Below are 17,248 nucleotides of genomic sequence, written 5' to 3' on the forward strand. Positions count from 1 at the left end.
TTTCGAGCGCGCACAAAAAACCGGGCACTAGGCCCGGTTCTTCGTTTCAGACTGACGTCTTACTCAGCGGATACAGCTTCACCACCGGCAGGACGATCAACCAACTCGACGTACGCCATAGGCGCGTTGTCGCCAGTGCGGAAACCGCACTTGAGGATGCGCAGGTAGCCACCCTCACGGGTAGCGTAACGCTTGCCCAGGTCGTTGAAGAGCTTACCAACGATAGCTTTCGAACGAGTACGGTCGAAAGCCAGACGGCGGTTAGCCAGGCTGTCTGTCTTGGCCAAAGTGATCAGCGGCTCAGCAACGCGACGCAGTTCTTTAGCTTTCGGCAGTGTAGTTTTGATCAGCTCGTGCTCGAACAGCGACACTGCCATGTTTTGAAACATGGCCTTGCGGTGCGAGCTAGTGCGGCTCAGGTGACGACCACTTTTACGATGACGCATGGTTCATTCCTTACCAAACACAACGTTCGGTGATTACGACGATCAGGCAGTCGCCTTGTCGTCCTTCTTAAGACTTGCAGGCGGCCAGTTGTCGAGGCGCATGCCGAGGGACAGACCGCGGGAGGCCAGAACGTCCTTGATTTCAGTCAAGGATTTCTTGCCAAGGTTCGGAGTCTTCAACAGCTCTACTTCGGTACGCTGAATCAGGTCACCGATGTAGTAGATGTTTTCCGCCTTAAGGCAGTTAGCCGAACGTACAGTCAGTTCCAGATCGTCAACCGGGCGAAGCAGGATCGGATCGATCTCGTCTTCCTGCTCGACAACCACTGGCTCACTGTCACCTTTGAGGTCGACGAACGCAGCCAACTGCTGTTGCAGAATGGTTGCAGCGCGGCGAATTGCCTCTTCAGGATCCAGAGTACCGTTGGTTTCCAGATCAATAACCAGCTTGTCCAGGTTAGTACGCTGTTCGACACGGGCGTTTTCCACCACGTATGCGATACGGCGAACCGGGCTGAACGAAGAGTCAAGCTGCAAGCGACCGATGCTGCGGCTTTCGTCTTCATCGCTCTGACGCGAGTCTGCCGGTTCATAACCACGACCACGAGCTACGGTGAGCTTCATGTTCAGGGCGCCGTTAGACGCCAGGTTAGCGATTACGTGATCGGGGTTAACGATCTCGACATCATGATCCAGCTGAATATCGGCAGCGGTAACCACCCCCGAACCCTTCTTCGACAAGGTCAGCGTAACTTCGTCACGGCCGTGCAGCTTGATAGCCAGACCTTTAAGGTTCAACAGGATTTCAATTACGTCTTCCTGTACACCTTCGATGGCGCTGTACTCATGGAGCACACCGTCAATCTCGGCCTCGACTACTGCGCAGCCGGGCATTGAGGACAACAGGATGCGGCGCAGCGCGTTGCCCAGGGTGTGGCCAAAACCACGCTCGAGAGGCTCGAGAGTGATCTTGGCGCGGGTTGGACTGACAACCTGCACATCAATATGGCGGGGTGTCAGGAACTCATTTACCGAAATCTGCATGGATGCACCTATTTTCTAGCCCTTACTTGGAGTAGAGCTCGACAATCAGGCTTTCGTTGATGTCGGCGGACAGATCACTGCGAGCAGGAACGTTCTTGAAAACGCCCGACTTCTTCTCAGTGTCTACTTCTACCCATTCTACGCGGCCACGTTGGGCACACAGATCGAGAGCTTGGACAATGCGAAGTTGGTTCTTTGCTTTCTCGCGAATCGCGACCACGTCACCAGCACGAACCTGGTACGACGGCACGTTTACGGTCTGACCGTTAACGCTTACGGATTTGTGCGATACCAGCTGACGGGATTCGGCACGAGTAGAGCCAAAACCCATACGGTATACAACGTTGTCCAGACGGCATTCGAGCAGTTGCAACAGGTTTTCGCCAGTTGCGCCTTTCTTGCCAGCAGCTTCTTTGTAGTAGCCGCTGAATTGACGCTCGAGAACGCCGTAGATACGACGGACCTTCTGCTTTTCACGCAGTTGGGTGCCGTAATCGGACTGGCGACCGCGGCGTTGGCCGTGGATACCAGGTGCTGCTTCAATGTTGCACTTCGATTCGATCGCGCGCACGCCGCTCTTCAAGAAGAGATCGGTGCCTTCGCGACGAGCGAGTTTGCATTTTGGACCAATGTAACGAGCCATTCTTTACAATCTCCTGGATTACACGCGGCGCTTCTTCGGCGGACGGCACCCGTTGTGCGGGATTGGCGTCACGTCGGTGATGCTGGCGATCTTGTAGCCACAGCCGTTCAAAGCGCGGACTGCAGATTCACGACCTGGACCTGGACCTTTGACGTTAACGTCGAGGTTTTTCAGGCCGTATTCCAGCGCAGCTTGACCAGCACGTTCAGCAGCTACTTGAGCAGCAAACGGGGTGGACTTGCGGGAACCGCGGAAACCCGAACCACCGGAGGTAGCCCAGGAAAGAGCGTTGCCTTGACGGTCGGTGATGGTCACGATTGTGTTGTTAAAAGATGCATGGATGTGGGCGATGCCATCAACCACTGTCTTTTTAACTTTTTTACGAGGACGAGCAGCAGGTTTAGCCATGATTAATTTCCTGTCGATTCGCTGGGGCGATTACTTGCGGATCGGCTTACGCGGACCTTTACGGGTACGCGCGTTAGTCTTGGTACGCTGACCGCGCACTGGAAGACCACGACGATGACGCAGACCGCGATAGCAACCGAGGTCCATCAAACGCTTGATTTTCATGTTGATTTCGCGACGCAGGTCACCTTCAGTGGTGAACTTCGCCACTTCGCCACGCAGCTGTTCAATCTGCTCGTCGCTCAGATCTTTGATCTTTGCGGCTGGGTTTACCCCAGTCACTGCACAGATCTTCTGTGCAGTAGTGCGACCAACACCATAGATGTAGGTCAGCGAGATAACAGTATGCTTGTTATCTGGAATGTTAACGCCTGCAATACGGGCCATTCAGTGGGACTCCAATTGACAGCTACCTACGCCCCGGAAGCCAAGAAATAGGGCGCGAGATAATATCGCTGTAATAACAAATAATCAACCCGGCAGCGCACTAGCTGCCGGGCTTGAAGCACAATCACACTCAGCCTTGGCGCTGTTTGTGACGCGGTTCCGCGCTGCAAATTACTCGAACAACACCTTCGCGGCGAATAATCTTGCAGTTACGGCACAGCTTTTTCACCGATGCACGAACTTTCATCACCAACTCCTCGAACCTTATGGGTACTCAGCGCAACATGCCGCTGCCGTAACCCTTCAGGTTGGCTTTCTTCATCAGGGATTCGTACTGGTGCGAAACGAGGTGCGATTGTACTTGGGACATGAAGTCCATCACAACCACGACGACGATCAGCAACGAGGTCCCGCCAAGGTAGAACGGTACGTTTGCTGCAACCACCAGGAACTGGGGCAGCAGGCACACGGCCGTCATGTAAAGAGCACCGAACATGGTCAAGCGAGTCAGAACGCCATCAATGTAGCGCGCAGACTGCTCACCTGGACGGATGCCCGGAATAAAGGCACCGGACTTCTTCAGGTTTTCCGCTACGTCTTTCGGATTGAACATCAACGCCGTATAGAAGAAGCAGAAGAAAATAATCCCTGCACTAAACAGCAGAATATTCAACGGCTGACCAGGAGCGATCGACTGCGAGATGTCCTGCAACCAGCCCATACCTTCAGACTGGCCGAACCAGGCACCCAACGAAGCCGGGAACAGCAAAATGCTGCTCGCGAAAATGGCCGGGATAACACCGGCCATGTTCACCTTCAGCGGCAAGTGGCTAGTCTGCGCAGCGAAGACCTTGCGGCCCTGCTGACGCTTGGCGTAGTGAACAGCAATACGACGCTGACCACGCTCAATGAACACCACGAAACCGATAATCGCTACTGCCAGCAAACCGATGGCAACCAGGGCGAAGATGTTGATATCACCCTGACGCGCAGACTCGAAAGACTGCCCGATCGCTCTCGGAAGACCGGCGACGATACCCGAAAAAATCAACATCGAGATACCGTTGCCAACACCACGCTCAGTAATCTGCTCACCCAGCCACATCATGAACATCGCACCAGCCACAAAAGTGGATACCGCGACGAAATGGAAGCCAAAGTCACCAGTGAACGCAACGCCCTGCCCCGCCAGACCAATGGACATGCCAATAGCCTGAACGAGAGCGAGGACGACAGTGCCGTAGCGGGTGTACTGGCTAATCTTGCGACGGCCAGCTTCACCTTCCTTCTTCAACTGCTCCAACTGCGGGCTGACGGCGGTCATCAGTTGCATGATGATCGATGCCGAAATGTACGGCATGATCCCCAGTGCAAAGATACTCATCCGTTCCAGCGCGCCGCCAGAAAACATGTTGAACAAGCTAAGAATGGTCCCCTCATTCTGTCGAAACAGGTCCGCGAGTCGGTCCGGGTTGATACCTGGAACCGGGATGTGTGCGCCTATTCGGTAGACGATAATCGCCAGGAACAGAAAACGCAGACGAGCCCAGAGTTCAGACATACCGCCTTTGCCGAGCGCAGAGAGAGCACCTTGCTTAGCCATTTATTCCTCGAACTTGCCGCCAGCTGCTTCGATAGCCGCACGCGCACCTTTGGTGGCGCCGATTCCCTTTCCGATGGTAACAGCGCGAGTAACTTCGCCGGACAGCATGATTTTCACACGCTGTACGTTGACGTTGATCACGTTGGCATCTTTCAGGGACTGCACGGTGACGATGTCGCCTTCCACTTTAGCCAGCTCGGACAAACGCACTTCTGCGCGATCCATGGCTTTCAGGGAAACGAAACCGAACTTCGGCAGGCGACGATGCAGCGGCTGTTGACCGCCTTCAAAGCCTGGAGCAATGGTGCCACCGGAGCGGGAGGACTGACCTTTGTGGCCACGGCCACCGGTCTTGCCCAAACCACTACCGATACCACGGCCCGGACGATGCTTTTCGCGACGGGAACCCGGCGCTGGACTCAGATCATTGAGTTTCATCGATTAACCCTCGACACGCAGCATGTAGTAAGCCTTGTTGATCATCCCGCGATTCTCGGGAGTATCAAGTACTTCTACAGTGTGACCGATGCGACGCAGACCCAGACCCTTAACGCACAGTTTGTGGTTAGGGATGCGGCCGGTCATGCTTTTGATCAGCGTAACTTTAACGGTAGCCATGATCAGAAGATCTCCTTGACGCTTTTGCCACGCTTGGCGGCAATGGACTCAGGAGACTGCATAGCTTTCAAACCTTTGAAAGTGGCGTGAACCACGTTTACCGGGTTAGTCGAGCCGTAGCACTTGGCCAGAACGTTCTGAACGCCAGCAACTTCGAGGACAGCACGCATAGCGCCGCCAGCGATGATACCGGTACCTTCAGAAGCAGGCTGCATGTACACCTTCGAAGCGCCGTGACCGGACTTCATTGCGTACTGCAGAGTGGTGCCGTTCAGATCAACTTGGATCATGTTGCGGCGAGCAGCTTCCATTGCCTTCTGGATCGCAGCAGGCACTTCACGTGACTTGCCACGGCCGAAGCCAACACGCCCTTTACCATCACCAACCACGGTCAACGCGGTGAAAGTGAAGATACGGCCGCCTTTTACGGTTTTGGCTACGCGGTTAACTTGAACCAGCTTCTCAATGTAGCCTTCGTCGCGCTTTTGGTCGTTATTTGACATAACTTAGAACTCCAGCCCAGCTTCACGAGCAGCATCAGCCAGCGCCTTGACGCGGCCGTGGTACTTGAAGCCAGAGCGGTCGAAAGCCACCTGCGAGACGCCAGCGGCTTTAGCACGCGTAGCGACCAGCTGGCCAACCTTAGTGGCCGCGTCGATGTTGCCAGTGGCGCCATCACGCAGTTCTTTATCCAAAGTCGAGGCAGATGCCAGGACTTTGTTGCCGTCGGCCGAAATGACCTGGGCGTAGATGTGCTGCGACGAGCGGAACACGCAGAGACGCACGACTTCGAGTTCGTGCATTTTCAGGCGTGCTTTGCGAGCGCGACGCAGTCGAGTAACTTTTTTGTCGGTCATTTGCTATGCCCTACTTCTTCTTGGCTTCTTTACGACGGACGACTTCGTCCGCGTAGCGCACACCTTTGCCTTTGTACGGCTCTGGTGGACGGAAGTCGCGGATCTCGGCGGCCACTTGACCTACCAGCTGCTTATCGATGCCCTTGATCAGGATATCGGTCTGGCTAGGAGTCTCAGCGGTGATGCCTTCCGGCAGTTCATAATCCACTGGGTGCGAGAAGCCAAGAGCCAGGTTCAGCACTGTGCCTTTTGCTTGCGCTTTGTAACCAACACCGACCAGCTGGAGCTTGCGCTCGAAGCCTTGGCTTACGCCTTGGACCATGTTGTTTACCAACGCACGAGTGGTACCAGCCATTGCGCGAGTTTGTTGATCGCCATTGCGAGCAGCGAAACGCAGCTCACCAGCTTCTTCAACGATCTCAACGGACGAATGGATGTTCAGTTCGAGAGTGCCCTTGGCACCCTTCACCGAAAGCTGTTGGCCTGCGAATTTGACTTCGACACCGGCTGGCAGCTTAACGGGGTTCTTAGCGACGCGTGACATGCTTATCCCCCCTTAGAACACAGTGCAAAGAACTTCGCCGCCGACACCGGCAGCGCGCGCAGCACGATCCGTCATCACACCTTTGTTGGTGGAGACGATAGACACACCGAGACCGCCACGAACTTTTGGCAGATCATCGACGGACTTGTACTGACGCAGGCCTGGACGGCTAACGCGCTTCACTTCTTCGATAACCGGACGGCCTTCGAAGTATTTCAGCTCGATAGACAGCAGTGGTTTGATTTCGCTGCTGATCTGATAACCCGCAATGTAACCTTCGTCCTTCAGGACTTTGGCAACAGCTACCTTCAAAGTAGAAGATGGCATGCTTACGACGGACTTTTCAGCCATCTGGGCATTACGGATTCGAGTTAGCATGTCCGCTAACGGGTCCTGCATACTCATGGGCTAGACGCTCCTAATACAAAAAAATTAGCCTTGCGGCTACTACTTGTCGCCGAGCTCATCCATGCGAAAAAAGCACGGGCTCAGGCGAGCCGGGTATTCTAGACACACCCCACAAATGAATCAAGCCCCAATAGGGGCTTGATTCAAGTTCAAGGTCACCGGTGGTCAGGATCTTGCGATCCGGACCACCGAGACTTTGATAGTGCTTACCAGCTGGCTTTAACCAGACCAGGTACGTCACCACGCATTGCAGCTTCACGCAATTTGTTACGGCCGAGGCCGAACTTGCGGTAAACGCCGTGTGGACGACCGGTCAGGCGGCAGCGGTTACGCATGCGCGAGGCGCTTGCGTCACGTGGCTGCTTCTGCAGAGCTACTGTAGCTTCCCAACGCGCTTCTGGACTTGCGTTCAGATCAACGATGATAGCTTTCAGTGCTGCACGCTTTTTGGCGTACTTGGCAACCGTGAGCTGACGCTTCAGCTCGCGGTTTTTCATGCTCATCTTGGCCATTTTCCTACTCCAATCAGTTGCGGAACGGGAATTTGAAAGCACGCAACAGGGCGCGACCTTCATCATCGTTCTTGGCAGTGGTGGTCAGGGTAATGTCCAGACCGCGGAGAGCATCGATCTTGTCGTAGTCGATTTCCGGGAAGATGATCTGCTCTTTAACGCCCATGCTGTAGTTACCACGACCATCGAAGGACTTGGCATTCAGGCCGCGGAAGTCGCGAACCCGAGGCAGGGAGATCGACAGCAGACGATCCAGGAACTCGTACATACGCTCACGGCGCAGGGTCACTTTGACGCCGATCGGCCAACCTTCACGGACTTTAAAGCCAGCGATGGATTTCCGAGCGTAAGTCACAACAACTTTCTGACCGGTGATCTTTTCCAGGTCGGCAACAGCGTGCTCGATGACTTTTTTGTCACCGACCGCTTCGCCCAGACCCATGTTCAGGGTGATTTTGGTAACGCGTGGAACTTCCATCACGTTCGAAAGCTTAAGTTCTTCCTTAAGCTTCGGTGCGATTTCCTTCCAGTAAATCTCTTTTAGTCGTGCCATGGTCTTCTACCTAGCAGTGTTCAAGCATCAACCGCTTTTTGGGTCGACTTGAAGACACGAATTTTCTTGCCGTCTTCTACTTTGAAACCAACGCGGTCAGCCTTGTTGGTTTCGCCGTTGAAAATGGCGACGTTAGAAGCGTCCAGTGGAGCTTCTTTTTCGACGATACCGCCTTGTACGCCCGACGCCGGGTTAGGCTTGGTATGACGCTTAACCAGGTTCAGACCACCAATAACCAGACGGTTATTAGCGAGAACCTTAAGCACCTTACCGCGCTTACCTTTGTCTTTGCCGGCGATCACGATGATCTCGTCGTCACGACGAATCTTTTGCATGTCGGATCTCCTTACAGCACTTCTGGGGCGAGCGAGACGATCTTCATGAACTTCTCAGTACGAAGCTCACGAGTCACTGGCCCAAAGATACGGGTGCCGATCGGCTCTTGCTTGTTGTTCAGAAGAACAGCAGCGTTGCCATCAAAGCGGATAATGGAGCCATCAGCACGACGTACGCCGTGACGAGTGCGGACTACAACAGCAGTCATCACTTGGCCTTTTTTCACTTTACCGCGAGGAATTGCTTCCTTGACGGTAACTTTGATGATGTCACCGATACCAGCGTAACGACGATGGGAGCCACCCAGCACCTTGATGCACATAACACGGCGAGCGCCGCTGTTATCGGCCACATCGAGCATGGATTGAGTCTGAATCATATAATTTCTCCGACCCCTAGTCCTTAGACTTCCACAGCGCGTTCGAGAACATCAACCAGCGCCCAAGACTTGGTCTTGGCCAAAGGACGAGTTTCACGAATAGTGACTTTGTCGCCGATGTGGCACTGATTGGTTTCGTCGTGCGCGTGCAGCTTAGTCGAACGCTTAACGTATTTACCGTAGATCGGGTGCTTAACGCGACGCTCGATCAGAACGGTGATGGTCTTGTCCATTTTGTCGCTGACAACACGGCCAGTCAGCGTACGGACGGTTTTTTCGGCTTCAGCCATGATTACTTACCTGCCTGCTGTTTGAGCACAGTCTTCACGCGAGCGATGTCACGCTTAACTTGCCGGAGCAGGTGAGACTGCCCCAACTGGCCAGTTGCTTTCTGCATGCGCAGATTGAACTGGTCGCGCAGCAGGCCGAGCAGTTGCTCGTTAAGCTGCGGCGCGTCTTTTTCACGAAGTTCGTTCGCTTTCATCACATCACCGTCCGTTTAACGAAGGCAGTGGCGAGCGGCAGCTTTGCAGCAGCCAAGGCAAAAGCCTCACGCGCCAGCTCTTCAGTAACACCCTCGATTTCATACAGGACTTTGCCTGGCTGAATCTGGGCAACCCAGTACTCCACACTACCCTTACCTTTACCCATCCGAACTTCGAGAGGCTTTTTGGAAATAGGCTTGTCCGGGAATACACGGATCCAGATCTTGCCGCCACGTTTAACGTGACGGGTCAGAGCACGACGCGCTGACTCGATCTGACGAGCGGTGAGACGACCACGAGCTACAGACTTCAGCGCGAACTCGCCGAAGCTGACTTTGCTACCGCGCTGTGCCAGACCACGGTTGTGGCCTGTCATCTGCTTGCGGAACTTCGTACGCTTTGGTTGCAACATTTGGCGTACCCCTTACTTAGCAGCTTTTTTACGAGGCGCTGGTGCTTGTGGTTTCAGTTCTTCTTGGCGACCACCAATTACTTCGCCTTTGAAGATCCAAACCTTTACACCGATCACACCGTAAGTGGTGTGAGCTTCGTAGTTGGCATAGTCGATGTCGGCACGCAGGGTGTGCAGTGGCACACGACCTTCGCGATACCATTCAGTACGTGCGATTTCAGCACCGCCGAGACGACCGCTCACTTGGATTTTGATGCCTTTGGCACCAATGCGCATGGCGTTCTGTACAGCGCGCTTCATAGCGCGACGGAACATTACACGACGCTCCAGCTGCTGAGCTACGCTCTGCGCAACCAGCATACCGTCGAGCTCCGGCTTGCGGATCTCTTCGATATTGATGTGCACAGGCACACCCATTTGCTTGGTCAGGTCCTGACGCAGTTTCTCAACATCTTCACCTTTCTTCCCGATAACGATACCTGGACGAGCGGTGTGGATGGTGATACGTGCAGTCTGAGCCGGACGATGGATATCGATACGGCTTACGGACGCGCTTTTTAGTTTGTCTTGGAGATACTCGCGCACCTTCAGATCAGCGAACAAATAGTCCGCATAAGTCCGACCGTCTGCGTACCAGACGGAGGTGTGCTCCTTGACGATTCCCAGGCGAATGCCAATGGGATGTACTTTCTGACCCATCTCTTCGACTCCGTTACTTGTCAGCAACCTTGACAGTGATATGGCAAGACCGCTTGACGATGCGATCAGCACGGCCTTTGGCACGTGGCATGATTCGCTTCAGCGAACGCCCTTCGTTGACGAAAACGGTGCTGACTTTAAGGTCATCAACGTCTGCGCCTTCGTTATGCTCGGCGTTGGCTACGGCCGACTCCAGCACTTTCTTCATGATCTCGGCGGCTTTCTTACTGCTGAAAGCCAACAGGTTGAGCGCTTCGCCCACCTTCTTCCCGCGGATCTGGTCGGCGACCAAGCGGGCTTTCTGGGCGGAGATTCGAGCGCCCGACAACTTAGCGGCTACTTCCATCGTTCCTTACCCCTTAACGCTTGGCTTTCTTGTCTGCCACGTGCCCGCGATATGTGCGGGTACCGGCAAACTCGCCTAGTTTGTGGCCGACCATGTCTTCGTTCACGAGAACTGGAACATGTTGACGACCGTTATGCACTGCAATGGTCAAACCGACCATTTGTGGCAGGATCATCGAACGACGCGACCAGGTTTTAACTGGTTTGCGATCGTTCTTTTCCGCCGCCACTTCGATCTTCTTCAGTAGGTGAAGATCAATAAAAGGACCTTTTTTCAGAGAACGTGGCACTGTCGTATCCCTCTATTTACTTGCGACGACGGACGATCATTTTGTCGGTACGCTTATTACCACGAGTCTTCGCGCCCTTAGTCGGGAAGCCCCATGGCGATACCGGATGACGACCACCAGAGGTACGACCTTCACCACCACCATGTGGGTGGTCAACCGGGTTCATGGCAACACCACGAACGGTTGGGCGAACGCCACGCCAGCGTTTGGCACCAGCTTTACCCAGCGAACGCAGGCTGTGCTCGGAGTTCGAGACTTCACCCAGGGTCGCGCGGCATTCAGCCAGCACTTTACGCATCTCACCAGAACGCAGACGCAGGGTCACGTAGACACCTTCACGAGCGATCAGCTGAGCCGAAGCACCAGCGGAACGAGCGATTTGCGCGCCTTTACCTGGCTTCAATTCGATGCCGTGTACGGTGCTACCAACTGGAATGTTACGCAGTTGCAGAGCGTTGCCCGGCTTGATCGGTGCCAGAGCACCTGCGATCAGCTGGTCGCCAGCACTCACGCCTTTAGGGGCGATGATGTAGCGACGCTCGCCATCTGCGTACAGCAGCAGAGCGATGTGAGCAGTACGGTTTGGATCGTATTCAATACGCTCGACAGTGGCAGAGATGCCATCTTTGTCGTTGCGACGGAAATCGACCAGACGATAATGCTGCTTATGGCCACCACCGATGTGACGAGTGGTAATACGACCATTGTTGTTACGACCACCAGTCTTCGATTTTTTCTCGAGCAGCGGTGCGTGAGGAGCGCCTTTATGCAGCTCCTGGTTGACCACCTTGACCACAAAACGGCGGCCAGGGGAAGTCGGTTTGCATTTAACGATTGCCATGATGCACCCCTTCCTTACTCAGCACTGCTGCTGAAATCGAGATCTTGGCCTGGCTGAAGGGAGATAACTGCCTTCTTCCAGTCATTACGCTTGCCCAGACCGCGAGCAGTGCGCTTGCTCTTACCCAGAACATTCAGGGTAGTAACACGCTCTACTTTCACGCTGAACAGGCTTTCGACGGCCTTCTTGATTTCCAGCTTGGTTGCGTCAGTTGCAACCTTGAAAACGAACTGGCCTTTCTTGTCAGCCAGAACCGTAGCCTTCTCGGAAACGTGCGGGCCAAGCAGAACTTTAAATACGCGTTCCTGGTTCATCCCAGCAGCTCCTCGAATTTCTTCACGGCCGACACGGTGATCAACACCTTGTCGTATGCGATCAGACTAACTGGATCGGAACCTTGCACGTCACGTACATCAACGTGTGGCAGGTTACGAGCAGCCAGGTACAGGTTCTGATCAACTACTTCAGACACGATCAAGACGTCAGTCAGGCCCATGCCGGTCAGTTTGTTCAGCAGATCTTTGGTCTTCGGTGCATCAACAGCGAAGTCCTGAACCACAACCAGACGATCAGTACGCACCAGCTCAGCAAGGATGGAACGCATTGCTGCGCGATACATCTTCTTGTTCAGCTTCTGGGTGTGATCCTGAGGACGAGCTGCGAAAGTGGTACCGCCGCCACGCCAGATTGGGCTACGGATAGTACCGGCACGAGCACGGCCAGTACCTTTCTGACGCCATGGGCGCTTACCGCCACCACGAACGTCGGAACGGGTCTTTTGCTGCTTGCTACCTTGACGGCCGCCGGCCATGTAGGCCACGACTGCTTGGTGAACCAGCGTCTCGTTGAATTCGCCGCCAAATGTCAGTTCGGAAACTTCGATCGCTTGAGCGTCATTTACATTTAATTGCATGTCAGCTTCCCCTTAACCGCGAGCCTTGGCTGCTGGACGTACAACCAAGTTGCCGCCAGTAGCGCCAGGAACAGCGCCCTTGACCAACAACAGATTGCGTTCAGCGTCCACGCGCACTACTTCGAGGGACTGCACGGTCACGCGCTCAGCGCCCATATGACCGGACATTTTTTTGCCCTTGAATACACGACCAGGAGTCTGGCACTGGCCGATAGAGCCTGGAACGCGGTGGGATACGGAGTTACCGTGGGTATTATCTTGCCCGCGGAAATTCCAACGCTTGATCGTACCCTGGAAGCCTTTACCTTTGGACTGACCGGTTACATCAACCAGTTGACCAGCGGCGAAGATTTCAGCGTTGATCAGATCGCCGGCCTGGTACTCGCCTTCTTCAAGACGGAATTCCATTACGGTACGACCAGCGGCAACGTTCGCTTTAGCGAAGTGGCCAGCTTGAGCAGCTGTAACACGCGAAGCACGACGCTCGCCTACAGTGACTTGCACTGCACGATAGCCATCGGTCTCTTCAGTTTTGAACTGGGTGACGCGATTCGGTTCGATCTCAATGACCGTGACCGGAATGGAGACACCTTCTTCGGTGAAAATACGGGTCATACCGCATTTACGACCGACTACACCAATAGTCATGTTGTAAACCTCATGAGTGTACGGGGCTTTCACCCGCTATGGCCGCCCATTTCAGAGCGTTACACGACTAAGACCGAGTCTTAGCCGAGGCTGATCTGCACTTCCACACCGGCCGCAAGATCAAGCTTCATAAGAGCATCAACGGTTTTATCCGTTGGCTGGACGATGTCCAGAACGCGCTTATGAGTACGGATCTCATACTGGTCACGCGCGTCTTTGTTGACGTGCGGGGAGACCAGAACGGTGAACCGCTCTTTACGGGTAGGCAGTGGAATTGGACCACGCACTTGAGCACCAGTACGTTTCGCGGTTTCCACGATTTCCTGGGTGGATTGGTCGATCAGGCGATGGTCAAAAGCCTTCAACCTGATACGGATTTGCTGATTTTGCATTGGATTTCAGACTCCGGCTGCTATTCCCAGCGAGCGCAATACGCCCGTTAAAAGGAGGCGCAATTCTATAGACGGGCTACTACAGTGTCAACCCAATAAAAAAGCCCCCGCTAGGCGGGGGCTTTTTCAAGCCATCACTTATTAAGCGATGATTTTGGCTACGACGCCAGCGCCGACGGTACGACCGCCTTCACGAATAGCGAAACGCAGACCATCTTCCATTGCGATGGTTTTGATCAGGGTGACAACCATTTTGATGTTGTCGCCTGGCATTACCATTTCAACGCCTTCCGGCAGTTCGCAGTTACCGGTCACGTCAGTGGTCCGGAAGTAGAACTGTGGACGGTAGCCTTTGAAGAACGGAGTGTGGCGACCGCCTTCTTCTTTGCTCAACACGTACACTTCAGCTTCGAAGGTAGTGTGCGGCTTAACCGAACCTGGCTTGACCAGAACCTGGCCACGCTCAACGTCGTCACGCTTGGTGCCGCGCAGCAGCACGCCGCAGTTCTCGCCAGCACGACCTTCGTCGAGCAGCTTACGGAACATTTCAACACCGGTGCAGGTGGTGACGGTAGTGTCACGCAGACCAACGATTTCCAGTGGATCCTGAACCTTGACGATACCGCGCTCGATACGGCCAGTTACAACAGTACCGCGACCGGAGATCGAGAATACGTCTTCGATTGGCATCAGGAACGGCTTGTCGATAACACGAACTGGATCTGGGATGTAGCTGTCCAGAGTCTCTACCAGGCGCTTAACAGCGGTGGTACCCATTTCGTTGTCGTCTTGGCCGTTCAGAGCCATCAGAGCCGAACCGATGATGATCGGAGTGTCGTCACCTGGGAAGTCGTAAGTGCTCAGCAGATCGCGCACTTCCATCTCAACCAGTTCCAGCAGCTCAGCGTCGTCAACCATGTCAGCCTTGTTCAGGAAGACAACGATGTACGGAACGCCAACCTGACGGGACAGCAGGATGTGCTCACGGGTTTGTGGCATCGGACCATCAGCGGCCGAGCAAACCAGGATAGCGCCGTCCATTTGAGCAGCACCGGTGATCATGTTCTTCACATAGTCAGCGTGACCTGGGCAGTCAACGTGAGCGTAGTGACGGATCAGCGAGTTGTATTCAACGTGTGCGGTGTTGATGGTGATACCACGAGCCTTTTCTTCCGGAGCGCTGTCGATTTTGTCGAAAGCAACAACGGCCGAACCGAAAATTTCGGAGCAGACGCGAGTCAGAGCAGCGGTCAGCGTGGTTTTACCGTGGTCGACGTGACCGATGGTGCCAACGTTGACGTGCGGGAGGGTACGGTCAAATTTTTCTTTAGCCACGACAATTAACTCCTAGCCTAAAGGGGCTGAATCAGCCTTGTTTTTTGGTAACAGTTTCGACGATATGCGACGGAGCTGTATTGTATTTTTTGAATTCCATAGAGTAGCTTGCGCGACCTTGGGACATGGAACGAACGTCGGTTGCGTAACCGAACATCTCACCCAACGGAACCTCGGCGCGAATCACTTTGCCGGAAACCGTGTCTTCCATACCCAGGATCATGCCGCGACGACGGTTAAGGTCGCCCATCACGTCACCCATATAGTCTTCAGGCGTAACAACCTCTACCGCCATGATCGGCTCAAGCAACTCACCACCGCCCTTCTGGGCCAGTTGCTTGGTCGCCATGGAAGCAGCCACCTTAAACGCCATCTCGTTGGAGTCGACGTCGTGGTAGGAACCATCAAACACGGTAGCCTTCAGGCCGATCAGCGGATAGCCGGCAACAACGCCGTTCTTCATCTGCTCTTCGATACCCTTCTGGATAGCCGGGATGTATTCCTTAGGAACCACACCACCCACTACTTCGTTCAGGAATTGCAGACCTTCCTGACCTTCGTCAGCAGGAGCAAAACGAATCCAGCAGTGACCGAACTGGCCACGACCGCCGGACTGGCGAACGAACTTGCCTTCAATTTCGCAGCTCTTCGTGATGCGCTCACGGTACGAAACTTGAGGCTTACCGATGTTGGCTTCGACGTTGAACTCACGGCGCATCCGGTCAACCAGGATGTCCAGGTGCAACTCGCCCATGCCGGAGATGATCGTTTGACCAGTCTCTTCATCAGTCTTGACGCGGAAAGATGGATCTTCCTGAGCAAGTTTGCCCAGAGCGATACCCATTTTTTCCTGGTCGTCCTTGGTCTTAGGCTCTACGGCAACCGAAATAACCGGCTCCGGGAAGTCCATGCGAACCAGGATAATTGGCTTGTCAGCGTTGCACAAAGTTTCACCAGTGGTGACGTCCTTCATGCCGATCAAGGCCGCGATGTCACCAGCGCGTACTTCCTTGATTTCTTCACGGGCGTTTGCGTGCATTTGCACCATACGACCCACGCGCTCTTTCTTGCCTTTAACCGAGTTGATCACGCCGTCGCCGGATGCCAACACGCCCGAGTAAACTCGAACAAAGGTCAAGGTACCCACGAATGGGTCGGTAGCGATCTTGAACGCCAGAGCCGAGAACGGCTCGCTGTCGTCTGCGTGACGCTCCATTTCCTTGGTCTCGTCATCCGGGTCAGTACCCTTGATGGCAGGAATGTCGCTTGGAGCAGGCAGGTAGTCGATAACGGCGTCGAGAACCAGGGGAACACCCTTGTTCTTGAAGGAAGAACCGCAAACAGCCAGAACGATCTCACCAGCGATAGTACGCTGACGCAGAGCGGCCTTGATTTCCTCGTTGGTGAGTTCTTCACCTTCGAGGTACTTGTTCATCAGCTCTTCGCTGGCTTCGGCCGCAGCCTCAACCATGTTGCCGCGCCACTCGTCAGCCAATTCCTGCAGTTCAGCAGGGATAGGCTTGCGAACTGGAACCATGCCTTTGTCAGCATCATTCCAATAAACAGCTTCCATGGCCATCAGATCGATCTGACCCTGGAAGTTGTCTTCGGAACCGATAGCCAACTGGATTGGCACCGGAGTGTGACCCAGACGCTGCTTGATCTGACCGATCACGCGCAGGAAGTTCGCACCAGCACGGTCCATCTTGTTTACGTAAACAAGACGTGGAACGCCGTATTTGTTGGCTTGACGCCATACGGTTTCCGACTGAGGCTCAACACCCGAGGTGCCGCAGAACACAACGACCGCGCCATCGAGTACACGCAGGGAACGTTCAACTTCAATAGTGAAGTCAACGTGGCCCGGGGTATCAATAACGTTGAAGCGGTATTGGTCTTTGTGCTGCTTCTCGGAACCCTGCCAGAAGGCGGTAATAGCAGCAGAAGTAATGGTAATACCACGCTCCTGCTCCTGCACCATCCAGTCTGTGGTCGCGGCGCCGTCATGCACCTCGCCCATCTTGTGACTTTTGCCAGTGTAAAAAAGGACGCGCTCGGTGGTGGTGGTTTTACCAGCATCCACGTGAGCAACGATACCAATGTTACGGTAGCGATTAATCGGTGTAGTACGAGCCATAAAGCCCTCGCAA

At 54.4% G+C, this 17,248-nt stretch carries 30 protein-coding genes; all 30 read right to left on the bottom strand.

All coding sequences use genetic code 11. The features are described 5' to 3' along the window. Nucleotides 1–59 precede the first annotated feature (59 nt). Nucleotides 60–446 carry a 50S ribosomal protein L17 gene (rplQ, locus tag ACA079_RS29100; RefSeq protein WP_008145500.1) on the bottom strand — a complete coding sequence of 129 codons (387 nt, stop codon included), beginning with the start codon at nucleotides 444–446 and terminating at the stop codon, nucleotides 60–62. Nucleotides 447–488: 42 nt separating this feature from the next. Continuing rightward, the gene (locus ACA079_RS29105; RefSeq protein WP_003186012.1) at nucleotides 489–1,490 is read right to left on the bottom strand and encodes a DNA-directed RNA polymerase subunit alpha; all 1,002 of its coding nucleotides are present in this window, start codon (nucleotides 1,488–1,490) and stop codon (nucleotides 489–491) included. A gap of 22 nt (nucleotides 1,491–1,512) precedes the next feature. Beyond that, nucleotides 1,513–2,133 carry a 30S ribosomal protein S4 gene (gene rpsD, locus ACA079_RS29110; protein WP_003210056.1) on the bottom strand — a complete coding sequence of 207 codons (621 nt, stop codon included), beginning with the start codon at nucleotides 2,131–2,133 and terminating at the stop codon, nucleotides 1,513–1,515. Between the two features lie 18 nt (nucleotides 2,134–2,151). Then, on the bottom strand, nucleotides 2,152–2,541 hold the full coding sequence (gene rpsK / locus ACA079_RS29115; protein WP_002555466.1) for a 30S ribosomal protein S11: 390 nt from the start codon (nucleotides 2,539–2,541) through the stop codon (nucleotides 2,152–2,154). Nucleotides 2,542–2,571: 30 nt separating this feature from the next. Then, nucleotides 2,572–2,928 (bottom strand): 30S ribosomal protein S13, encoded by a 357-nt coding sequence (rpsM, locus tag ACA079_RS29120; protein WP_003186020.1) that lies wholly within the window; start codon nucleotides 2,926–2,928, stop codon nucleotides 2,572–2,574. A 130-nt stretch (nucleotides 2,929–3,058) separates the two neighbouring features. After that, nucleotides 3,059–3,175 (bottom strand): 50S ribosomal protein L36, encoded by a 117-nt coding sequence (rpmJ, locus tag ACA079_RS29125; protein ID WP_002555468.1) that lies wholly within the window; start codon nucleotides 3,173–3,175, stop codon nucleotides 3,059–3,061. Between the two features lie 27 nt (nucleotides 3,176–3,202). After that, on the bottom strand, nucleotides 3,203–4,531 hold the full coding sequence (secY, locus tag ACA079_RS29130) for a preprotein translocase subunit SecY (protein WP_003228718.1): 1,329 nt from the start codon (nucleotides 4,529–4,531) through the stop codon (nucleotides 3,203–3,205). Further along, nucleotides 4,532–4,969: a 50S ribosomal protein L15 gene (gene rplO, locus ACA079_RS29135; protein WP_007896782.1), complete on the bottom strand. Its 438-nt coding sequence runs from the start codon at nucleotides 4,967–4,969 to the stop codon at nucleotides 4,532–4,534. 3 nt (nucleotides 4,970–4,972) lie between these two features. Next, entirely contained in the window at nucleotides 4,973–5,149 is a 177-nt protein-coding gene (rpmD, locus tag ACA079_RS29140; protein WP_003186033.1) for a 50S ribosomal protein L30, read from the bottom strand. Between the two features lie 2 nt (nucleotides 5,150–5,151). Continuing rightward, complete coding sequence (gene rpsE / locus ACA079_RS29145) at nucleotides 5,152–5,652, bottom strand: 30S ribosomal protein S5 (RefSeq protein ID WP_007943782.1); 501 nt, start codon at nucleotides 5,650–5,652, stop codon at nucleotides 5,152–5,154. Between the two features lie 3 nt (nucleotides 5,653–5,655). Then, nucleotides 5,656–6,006, bottom strand: coding sequence for a 50S ribosomal protein L18 (rplR, locus tag ACA079_RS29150; protein WP_003186037.1), 351 nt, complete (start codon nucleotides 6,004–6,006; stop codon nucleotides 5,656–5,658). A gap of 10 nt (nucleotides 6,007–6,016) precedes the next feature. Beyond that, complete coding sequence (gene rplF, locus ACA079_RS29155; protein WP_003176412.1) at nucleotides 6,017–6,550, bottom strand: 50S ribosomal protein L6; 534 nt, start codon at nucleotides 6,548–6,550, stop codon at nucleotides 6,017–6,019. A gap of 12 nt (nucleotides 6,551–6,562) precedes the next feature. Further along, on the bottom strand, nucleotides 6,563–6,955 hold the full coding sequence (gene rpsH / locus ACA079_RS29160; RefSeq protein WP_003186040.1) for a 30S ribosomal protein S8: 393 nt from the start codon (nucleotides 6,953–6,955) through the stop codon (nucleotides 6,563–6,565). Between the two features lie 209 nt (nucleotides 6,956–7,164). Then, nucleotides 7,165–7,470, bottom strand: coding sequence for a 30S ribosomal protein S14 (gene rpsN / locus ACA079_RS29165; RefSeq protein ID WP_003176414.1), 306 nt, complete (start codon nucleotides 7,468–7,470; stop codon nucleotides 7,165–7,167). Between the two features lie 13 nt (nucleotides 7,471–7,483). After that, nucleotides 7,484–8,023, bottom strand: a complete 540-nt coding sequence (gene rplE / locus ACA079_RS29170) for a 50S ribosomal protein L5 (protein WP_003176415.1) — start codon at nucleotides 8,021–8,023, stop codon at nucleotides 7,484–7,486. A 20-nt stretch (nucleotides 8,024–8,043) separates the two neighbouring features. Further along, nucleotides 8,044–8,358, bottom strand: coding sequence for a 50S ribosomal protein L24 (gene rplX / locus ACA079_RS29175; protein ID WP_008145498.1), 315 nt, complete (start codon nucleotides 8,356–8,358; stop codon nucleotides 8,044–8,046). A gap of 11 nt (nucleotides 8,359–8,369) precedes the next feature. Beyond that, nucleotides 8,370–8,738 (bottom strand): 50S ribosomal protein L14, encoded by a 369-nt coding sequence (rplN, locus tag ACA079_RS29180; protein ID WP_002555479.1) that lies wholly within the window; start codon nucleotides 8,736–8,738, stop codon nucleotides 8,370–8,372. Between the two features lie 23 nt (nucleotides 8,739–8,761). Then, entirely contained in the window at nucleotides 8,762–9,028 is a 267-nt protein-coding gene (rpsQ, locus tag ACA079_RS29185; protein ID WP_003176419.1) for a 30S ribosomal protein S17, read from the bottom strand. 2 nt (nucleotides 9,029–9,030) lie between these two features. Next, entirely contained in the window at nucleotides 9,031–9,222 is a 192-nt protein-coding gene (rpmC, locus tag ACA079_RS29190) for a 50S ribosomal protein L29 (protein WP_008030901.1), read from the bottom strand. Then, nucleotides 9,222–9,635 carry a 50S ribosomal protein L16 gene (gene rplP, locus ACA079_RS29195; RefSeq protein WP_008145497.1) on the bottom strand — a complete coding sequence of 138 codons (414 nt, stop codon included), beginning with the start codon at nucleotides 9,633–9,635 and terminating at the stop codon, nucleotides 9,222–9,224. Before rplP ends, rpmC begins: the two co-directional genes overlap by 1 nt. Nucleotides 9,636–9,647: 12 nt before the next feature. Next, nucleotides 9,648–10,334 carry a 30S ribosomal protein S3 gene (gene rpsC, locus ACA079_RS29200; protein WP_003176422.1) on the bottom strand — a complete coding sequence of 229 codons (687 nt, stop codon included), beginning with the start codon at nucleotides 10,332–10,334 and terminating at the stop codon, nucleotides 9,648–9,650. A gap of 13 nt (nucleotides 10,335–10,347) precedes the next feature. Then, the gene (rplV, locus tag ACA079_RS29205; RefSeq protein ID WP_003103908.1) at nucleotides 10,348–10,680 is read right to left on the bottom strand and encodes a 50S ribosomal protein L22; all 333 of its coding nucleotides are present in this window, start codon (nucleotides 10,678–10,680) and stop codon (nucleotides 10,348–10,350) included. A gap of 13 nt (nucleotides 10,681–10,693) precedes the next feature. Further along, the gene (rpsS, locus tag ACA079_RS29210) at nucleotides 10,694–10,969 is read right to left on the bottom strand and encodes a 30S ribosomal protein S19 (RefSeq protein ID WP_002555486.1); all 276 of its coding nucleotides are present in this window, start codon (nucleotides 10,967–10,969) and stop codon (nucleotides 10,694–10,696) included. Nucleotides 10,970–10,985: 16 nt separating this feature from the next. After that, nucleotides 10,986–11,810, bottom strand: coding sequence for a 50S ribosomal protein L2 (rplB, locus tag ACA079_RS29215; protein WP_003176423.1), 825 nt, complete (start codon nucleotides 11,808–11,810; stop codon nucleotides 10,986–10,988). 14 nt (nucleotides 11,811–11,824) lie between these two features. Further along, entirely contained in the window at nucleotides 11,825–12,124 is a 300-nt protein-coding gene (rplW, locus tag ACA079_RS29220) for a 50S ribosomal protein L23 (protein ID WP_002555488.1), read from the bottom strand. Continuing rightward, nucleotides 12,121–12,723, bottom strand: coding sequence for a 50S ribosomal protein L4 (gene rplD / locus ACA079_RS29225; RefSeq protein ID WP_007896707.1), 603 nt, complete (start codon nucleotides 12,721–12,723; stop codon nucleotides 12,121–12,123). The genes rplW and rplD overlap by 4 nt, the downstream gene beginning before the upstream one ends. A gap of 12 nt (nucleotides 12,724–12,735) precedes the next feature. Next, nucleotides 12,736–13,371 carry a 50S ribosomal protein L3 gene (rplC, locus tag ACA079_RS29230; RefSeq protein ID WP_003186059.1) on the bottom strand — a complete coding sequence of 212 codons (636 nt, stop codon included), beginning with the start codon at nucleotides 13,369–13,371 and terminating at the stop codon, nucleotides 12,736–12,738. Nucleotides 13,372–13,451: 80 nt separating this feature from the next. After that, nucleotides 13,452–13,763 carry a 30S ribosomal protein S10 gene (gene rpsJ, locus ACA079_RS29235; protein ID WP_003186070.1) on the bottom strand — a complete coding sequence of 104 codons (312 nt, stop codon included), beginning with the start codon at nucleotides 13,761–13,763 and terminating at the stop codon, nucleotides 13,452–13,454. Nucleotides 13,764–13,904: 141 nt separating this feature from the next. Next, nucleotides 13,905–15,098 carry an elongation factor Tu gene (gene tuf / locus ACA079_RS29240; protein WP_046047317.1) on the bottom strand — a complete coding sequence of 398 codons (1,194 nt, stop codon included), beginning with the start codon at nucleotides 15,096–15,098 and terminating at the stop codon, nucleotides 13,905–13,907. A 31-nt stretch (nucleotides 15,099–15,129) separates the two neighbouring features. Further along, the gene (gene fusA, locus ACA079_RS29245) at nucleotides 15,130–17,235 is read right to left on the bottom strand and encodes an elongation factor G (protein WP_497701800.1); all 2,106 of its coding nucleotides are present in this window, start codon (nucleotides 17,233–17,235) and stop codon (nucleotides 15,130–15,132) included. Between the last annotated feature and the right edge of the window lie 13 nt (nucleotides 17,236–17,248).

This window comes from Pseudomonas sp. LBUM1645 (assembly GCF_059716185.1).

Bases quoted from the DNA above. Each gene is read 5' to 3' on its own strand.
- rplQ (WP_008145500.1), bottom strand. From the start codon at position 446: ATGCGTCATCGTAAAAGTGGTCGTCACCTGAGCCGCACTAGCTCGCAC.
- ACA079_RS29105 (WP_003186012.1), bottom strand. From the start codon at position 1,490: ATGCAGATTTCGGTAAATGAGTTCCTGACACCCCGCCATATTGATGTG.
- rpsD (WP_003210056.1), bottom strand. From the start codon at position 2,133: ATGGCTCGTTACATTGGTCCAAAATGCAAACTCGCTCGTCGCGAAGGC.
- rpsK (WP_002555466.1), bottom strand. From the start codon at position 2,541: ATGGCTAAACCTGCTGCTCGTCCTCGTAAAAAAGTTAAAAAGACAGTG.
- rpsM (WP_003186020.1), bottom strand. From the start codon at position 2,928: ATGGCCCGTATTGCAGGCGTTAACATTCCAGATAACAAGCATACTGTT.
- rpmJ (WP_002555468.1), bottom strand. From the start codon at position 3,175: ATGAAAGTTCGTGCATCGGTGAAAAAGCTGTGCCGTAACTGCAAGATT.
- secY (WP_003228718.1), bottom strand. From the start codon at position 4,531: ATGGCTAAGCAAGGTGCTCTCTCTGCGCTCGGCAAAGGCGGTATGTCT.
- rplO (WP_007896782.1), bottom strand. From the start codon at position 4,969: ATGAAACTCAATGATCTGAGTCCAGCGCCGGGTTCCCGTCGCGAAAAG.
- rpmD (WP_003186033.1), bottom strand. From the start codon at position 5,149: ATGGCTACCGTTAAAGTTACGCTGATCAAAAGCATGACCGGCCGCATC.
- rpsE (WP_007943782.1), bottom strand. From the start codon at position 5,652: ATGTCAAATAACGACCAAAAGCGCGACGAAGGCTACATTGAGAAGCTG.
- rplR (WP_003186037.1), bottom strand. From the start codon at position 6,006: ATGACCGACAAAAAAGTTACTCGACTGCGTCGCGCTCGCAAAGCACGC.
- rplF (WP_003176412.1), bottom strand. From the start codon at position 6,550: ATGTCACGCGTCGCTAAGAACCCCGTTAAGCTGCCAGCCGGTGTCGAA.
- rpsH (WP_003186040.1), bottom strand. From the start codon at position 6,955: ATGAGTATGCAGGACCCGTTAGCGGACATGCTAACTCGAATCCGTAAT.
- rpsN (WP_003176414.1), bottom strand. From the start codon at position 7,470: ATGGCCAAGATGAGCATGAAAAACCGCGAGCTGAAGCGTCAGCTCACG.
- rplE (WP_003176415.1), bottom strand. From the start codon at position 8,023: ATGGCACGACTAAAAGAGATTTACTGGAAGGAAATCGCACCGAAGCTT.
- rplX (WP_008145498.1), bottom strand. From the start codon at position 8,358: ATGCAAAAGATTCGTCGTGACGACGAGATCATCGTGATCGCCGGCAAA.
- rplN (WP_002555479.1), bottom strand. From the start codon at position 8,738: ATGATTCAGACTCAATCCATGCTCGATGTGGCCGATAACAGCGGCGCT.
- rpsQ (WP_003176419.1), bottom strand. From the start codon at position 9,028: ATGGCTGAAGCCGAAAAAACCGTCCGTACGCTGACTGGCCGTGTTGTC.
- rpmC (WP_008030901.1), bottom strand. From the start codon at position 9,222: ATGAAAGCGAACGAACTTCGTGAAAAAGACGCGCCGCAGCTTAACGAG.
- rplP (WP_008145497.1), bottom strand. From the start codon at position 9,635: ATGTTGCAACCAAAGCGTACGAAGTTCCGCAAGCAGATGACAGGCCAC.
- rpsC (WP_003176422.1), bottom strand. From the start codon at position 10,334: ATGGGTCAGAAAGTACATCCCATTGGCATTCGCCTGGGAATCGTCAAG.
- rplV (WP_003103908.1), bottom strand. From the start codon at position 10,680: ATGGAAGTAGCCGCTAAGTTGTCGGGCGCTCGAATCTCCGCCCAGAAA.
- rplB (WP_003176423.1), bottom strand. From the start codon at position 11,810: ATGGCAATCGTTAAATGCAAACCGACTTCCCCTGGCCGCCGTTTTGTG.
- rplW (WP_002555488.1), bottom strand. From the start codon at position 12,124: ATGAACCAGGAACGCGTATTTAAAGTTCTGCTTGGCCCGCACGTTTCC.
- rplD (WP_007896707.1), bottom strand. From the start codon at position 12,723: ATGCAATTAAATGTAAATGACGCTCAAGCGATCGAAGTTTCCGAACTG.
- rplC (WP_003186059.1), bottom strand. From the start codon at position 13,371: ATGACTATTGGTGTAGTCGGTCGTAAATGCGGTATGACCCGTATTTTC.
- rpsJ (WP_003186070.1), bottom strand. From the start codon at position 13,763: ATGCAAAATCAGCAAATCCGTATCAGGTTGAAGGCTTTTGACCATCGC.
- fusA (WP_497701800.1), bottom strand. From the start codon at position 17,235: ATGGCTCGTACTACACCGATTAATCGCTACCGTAACATTGGTATCGTT.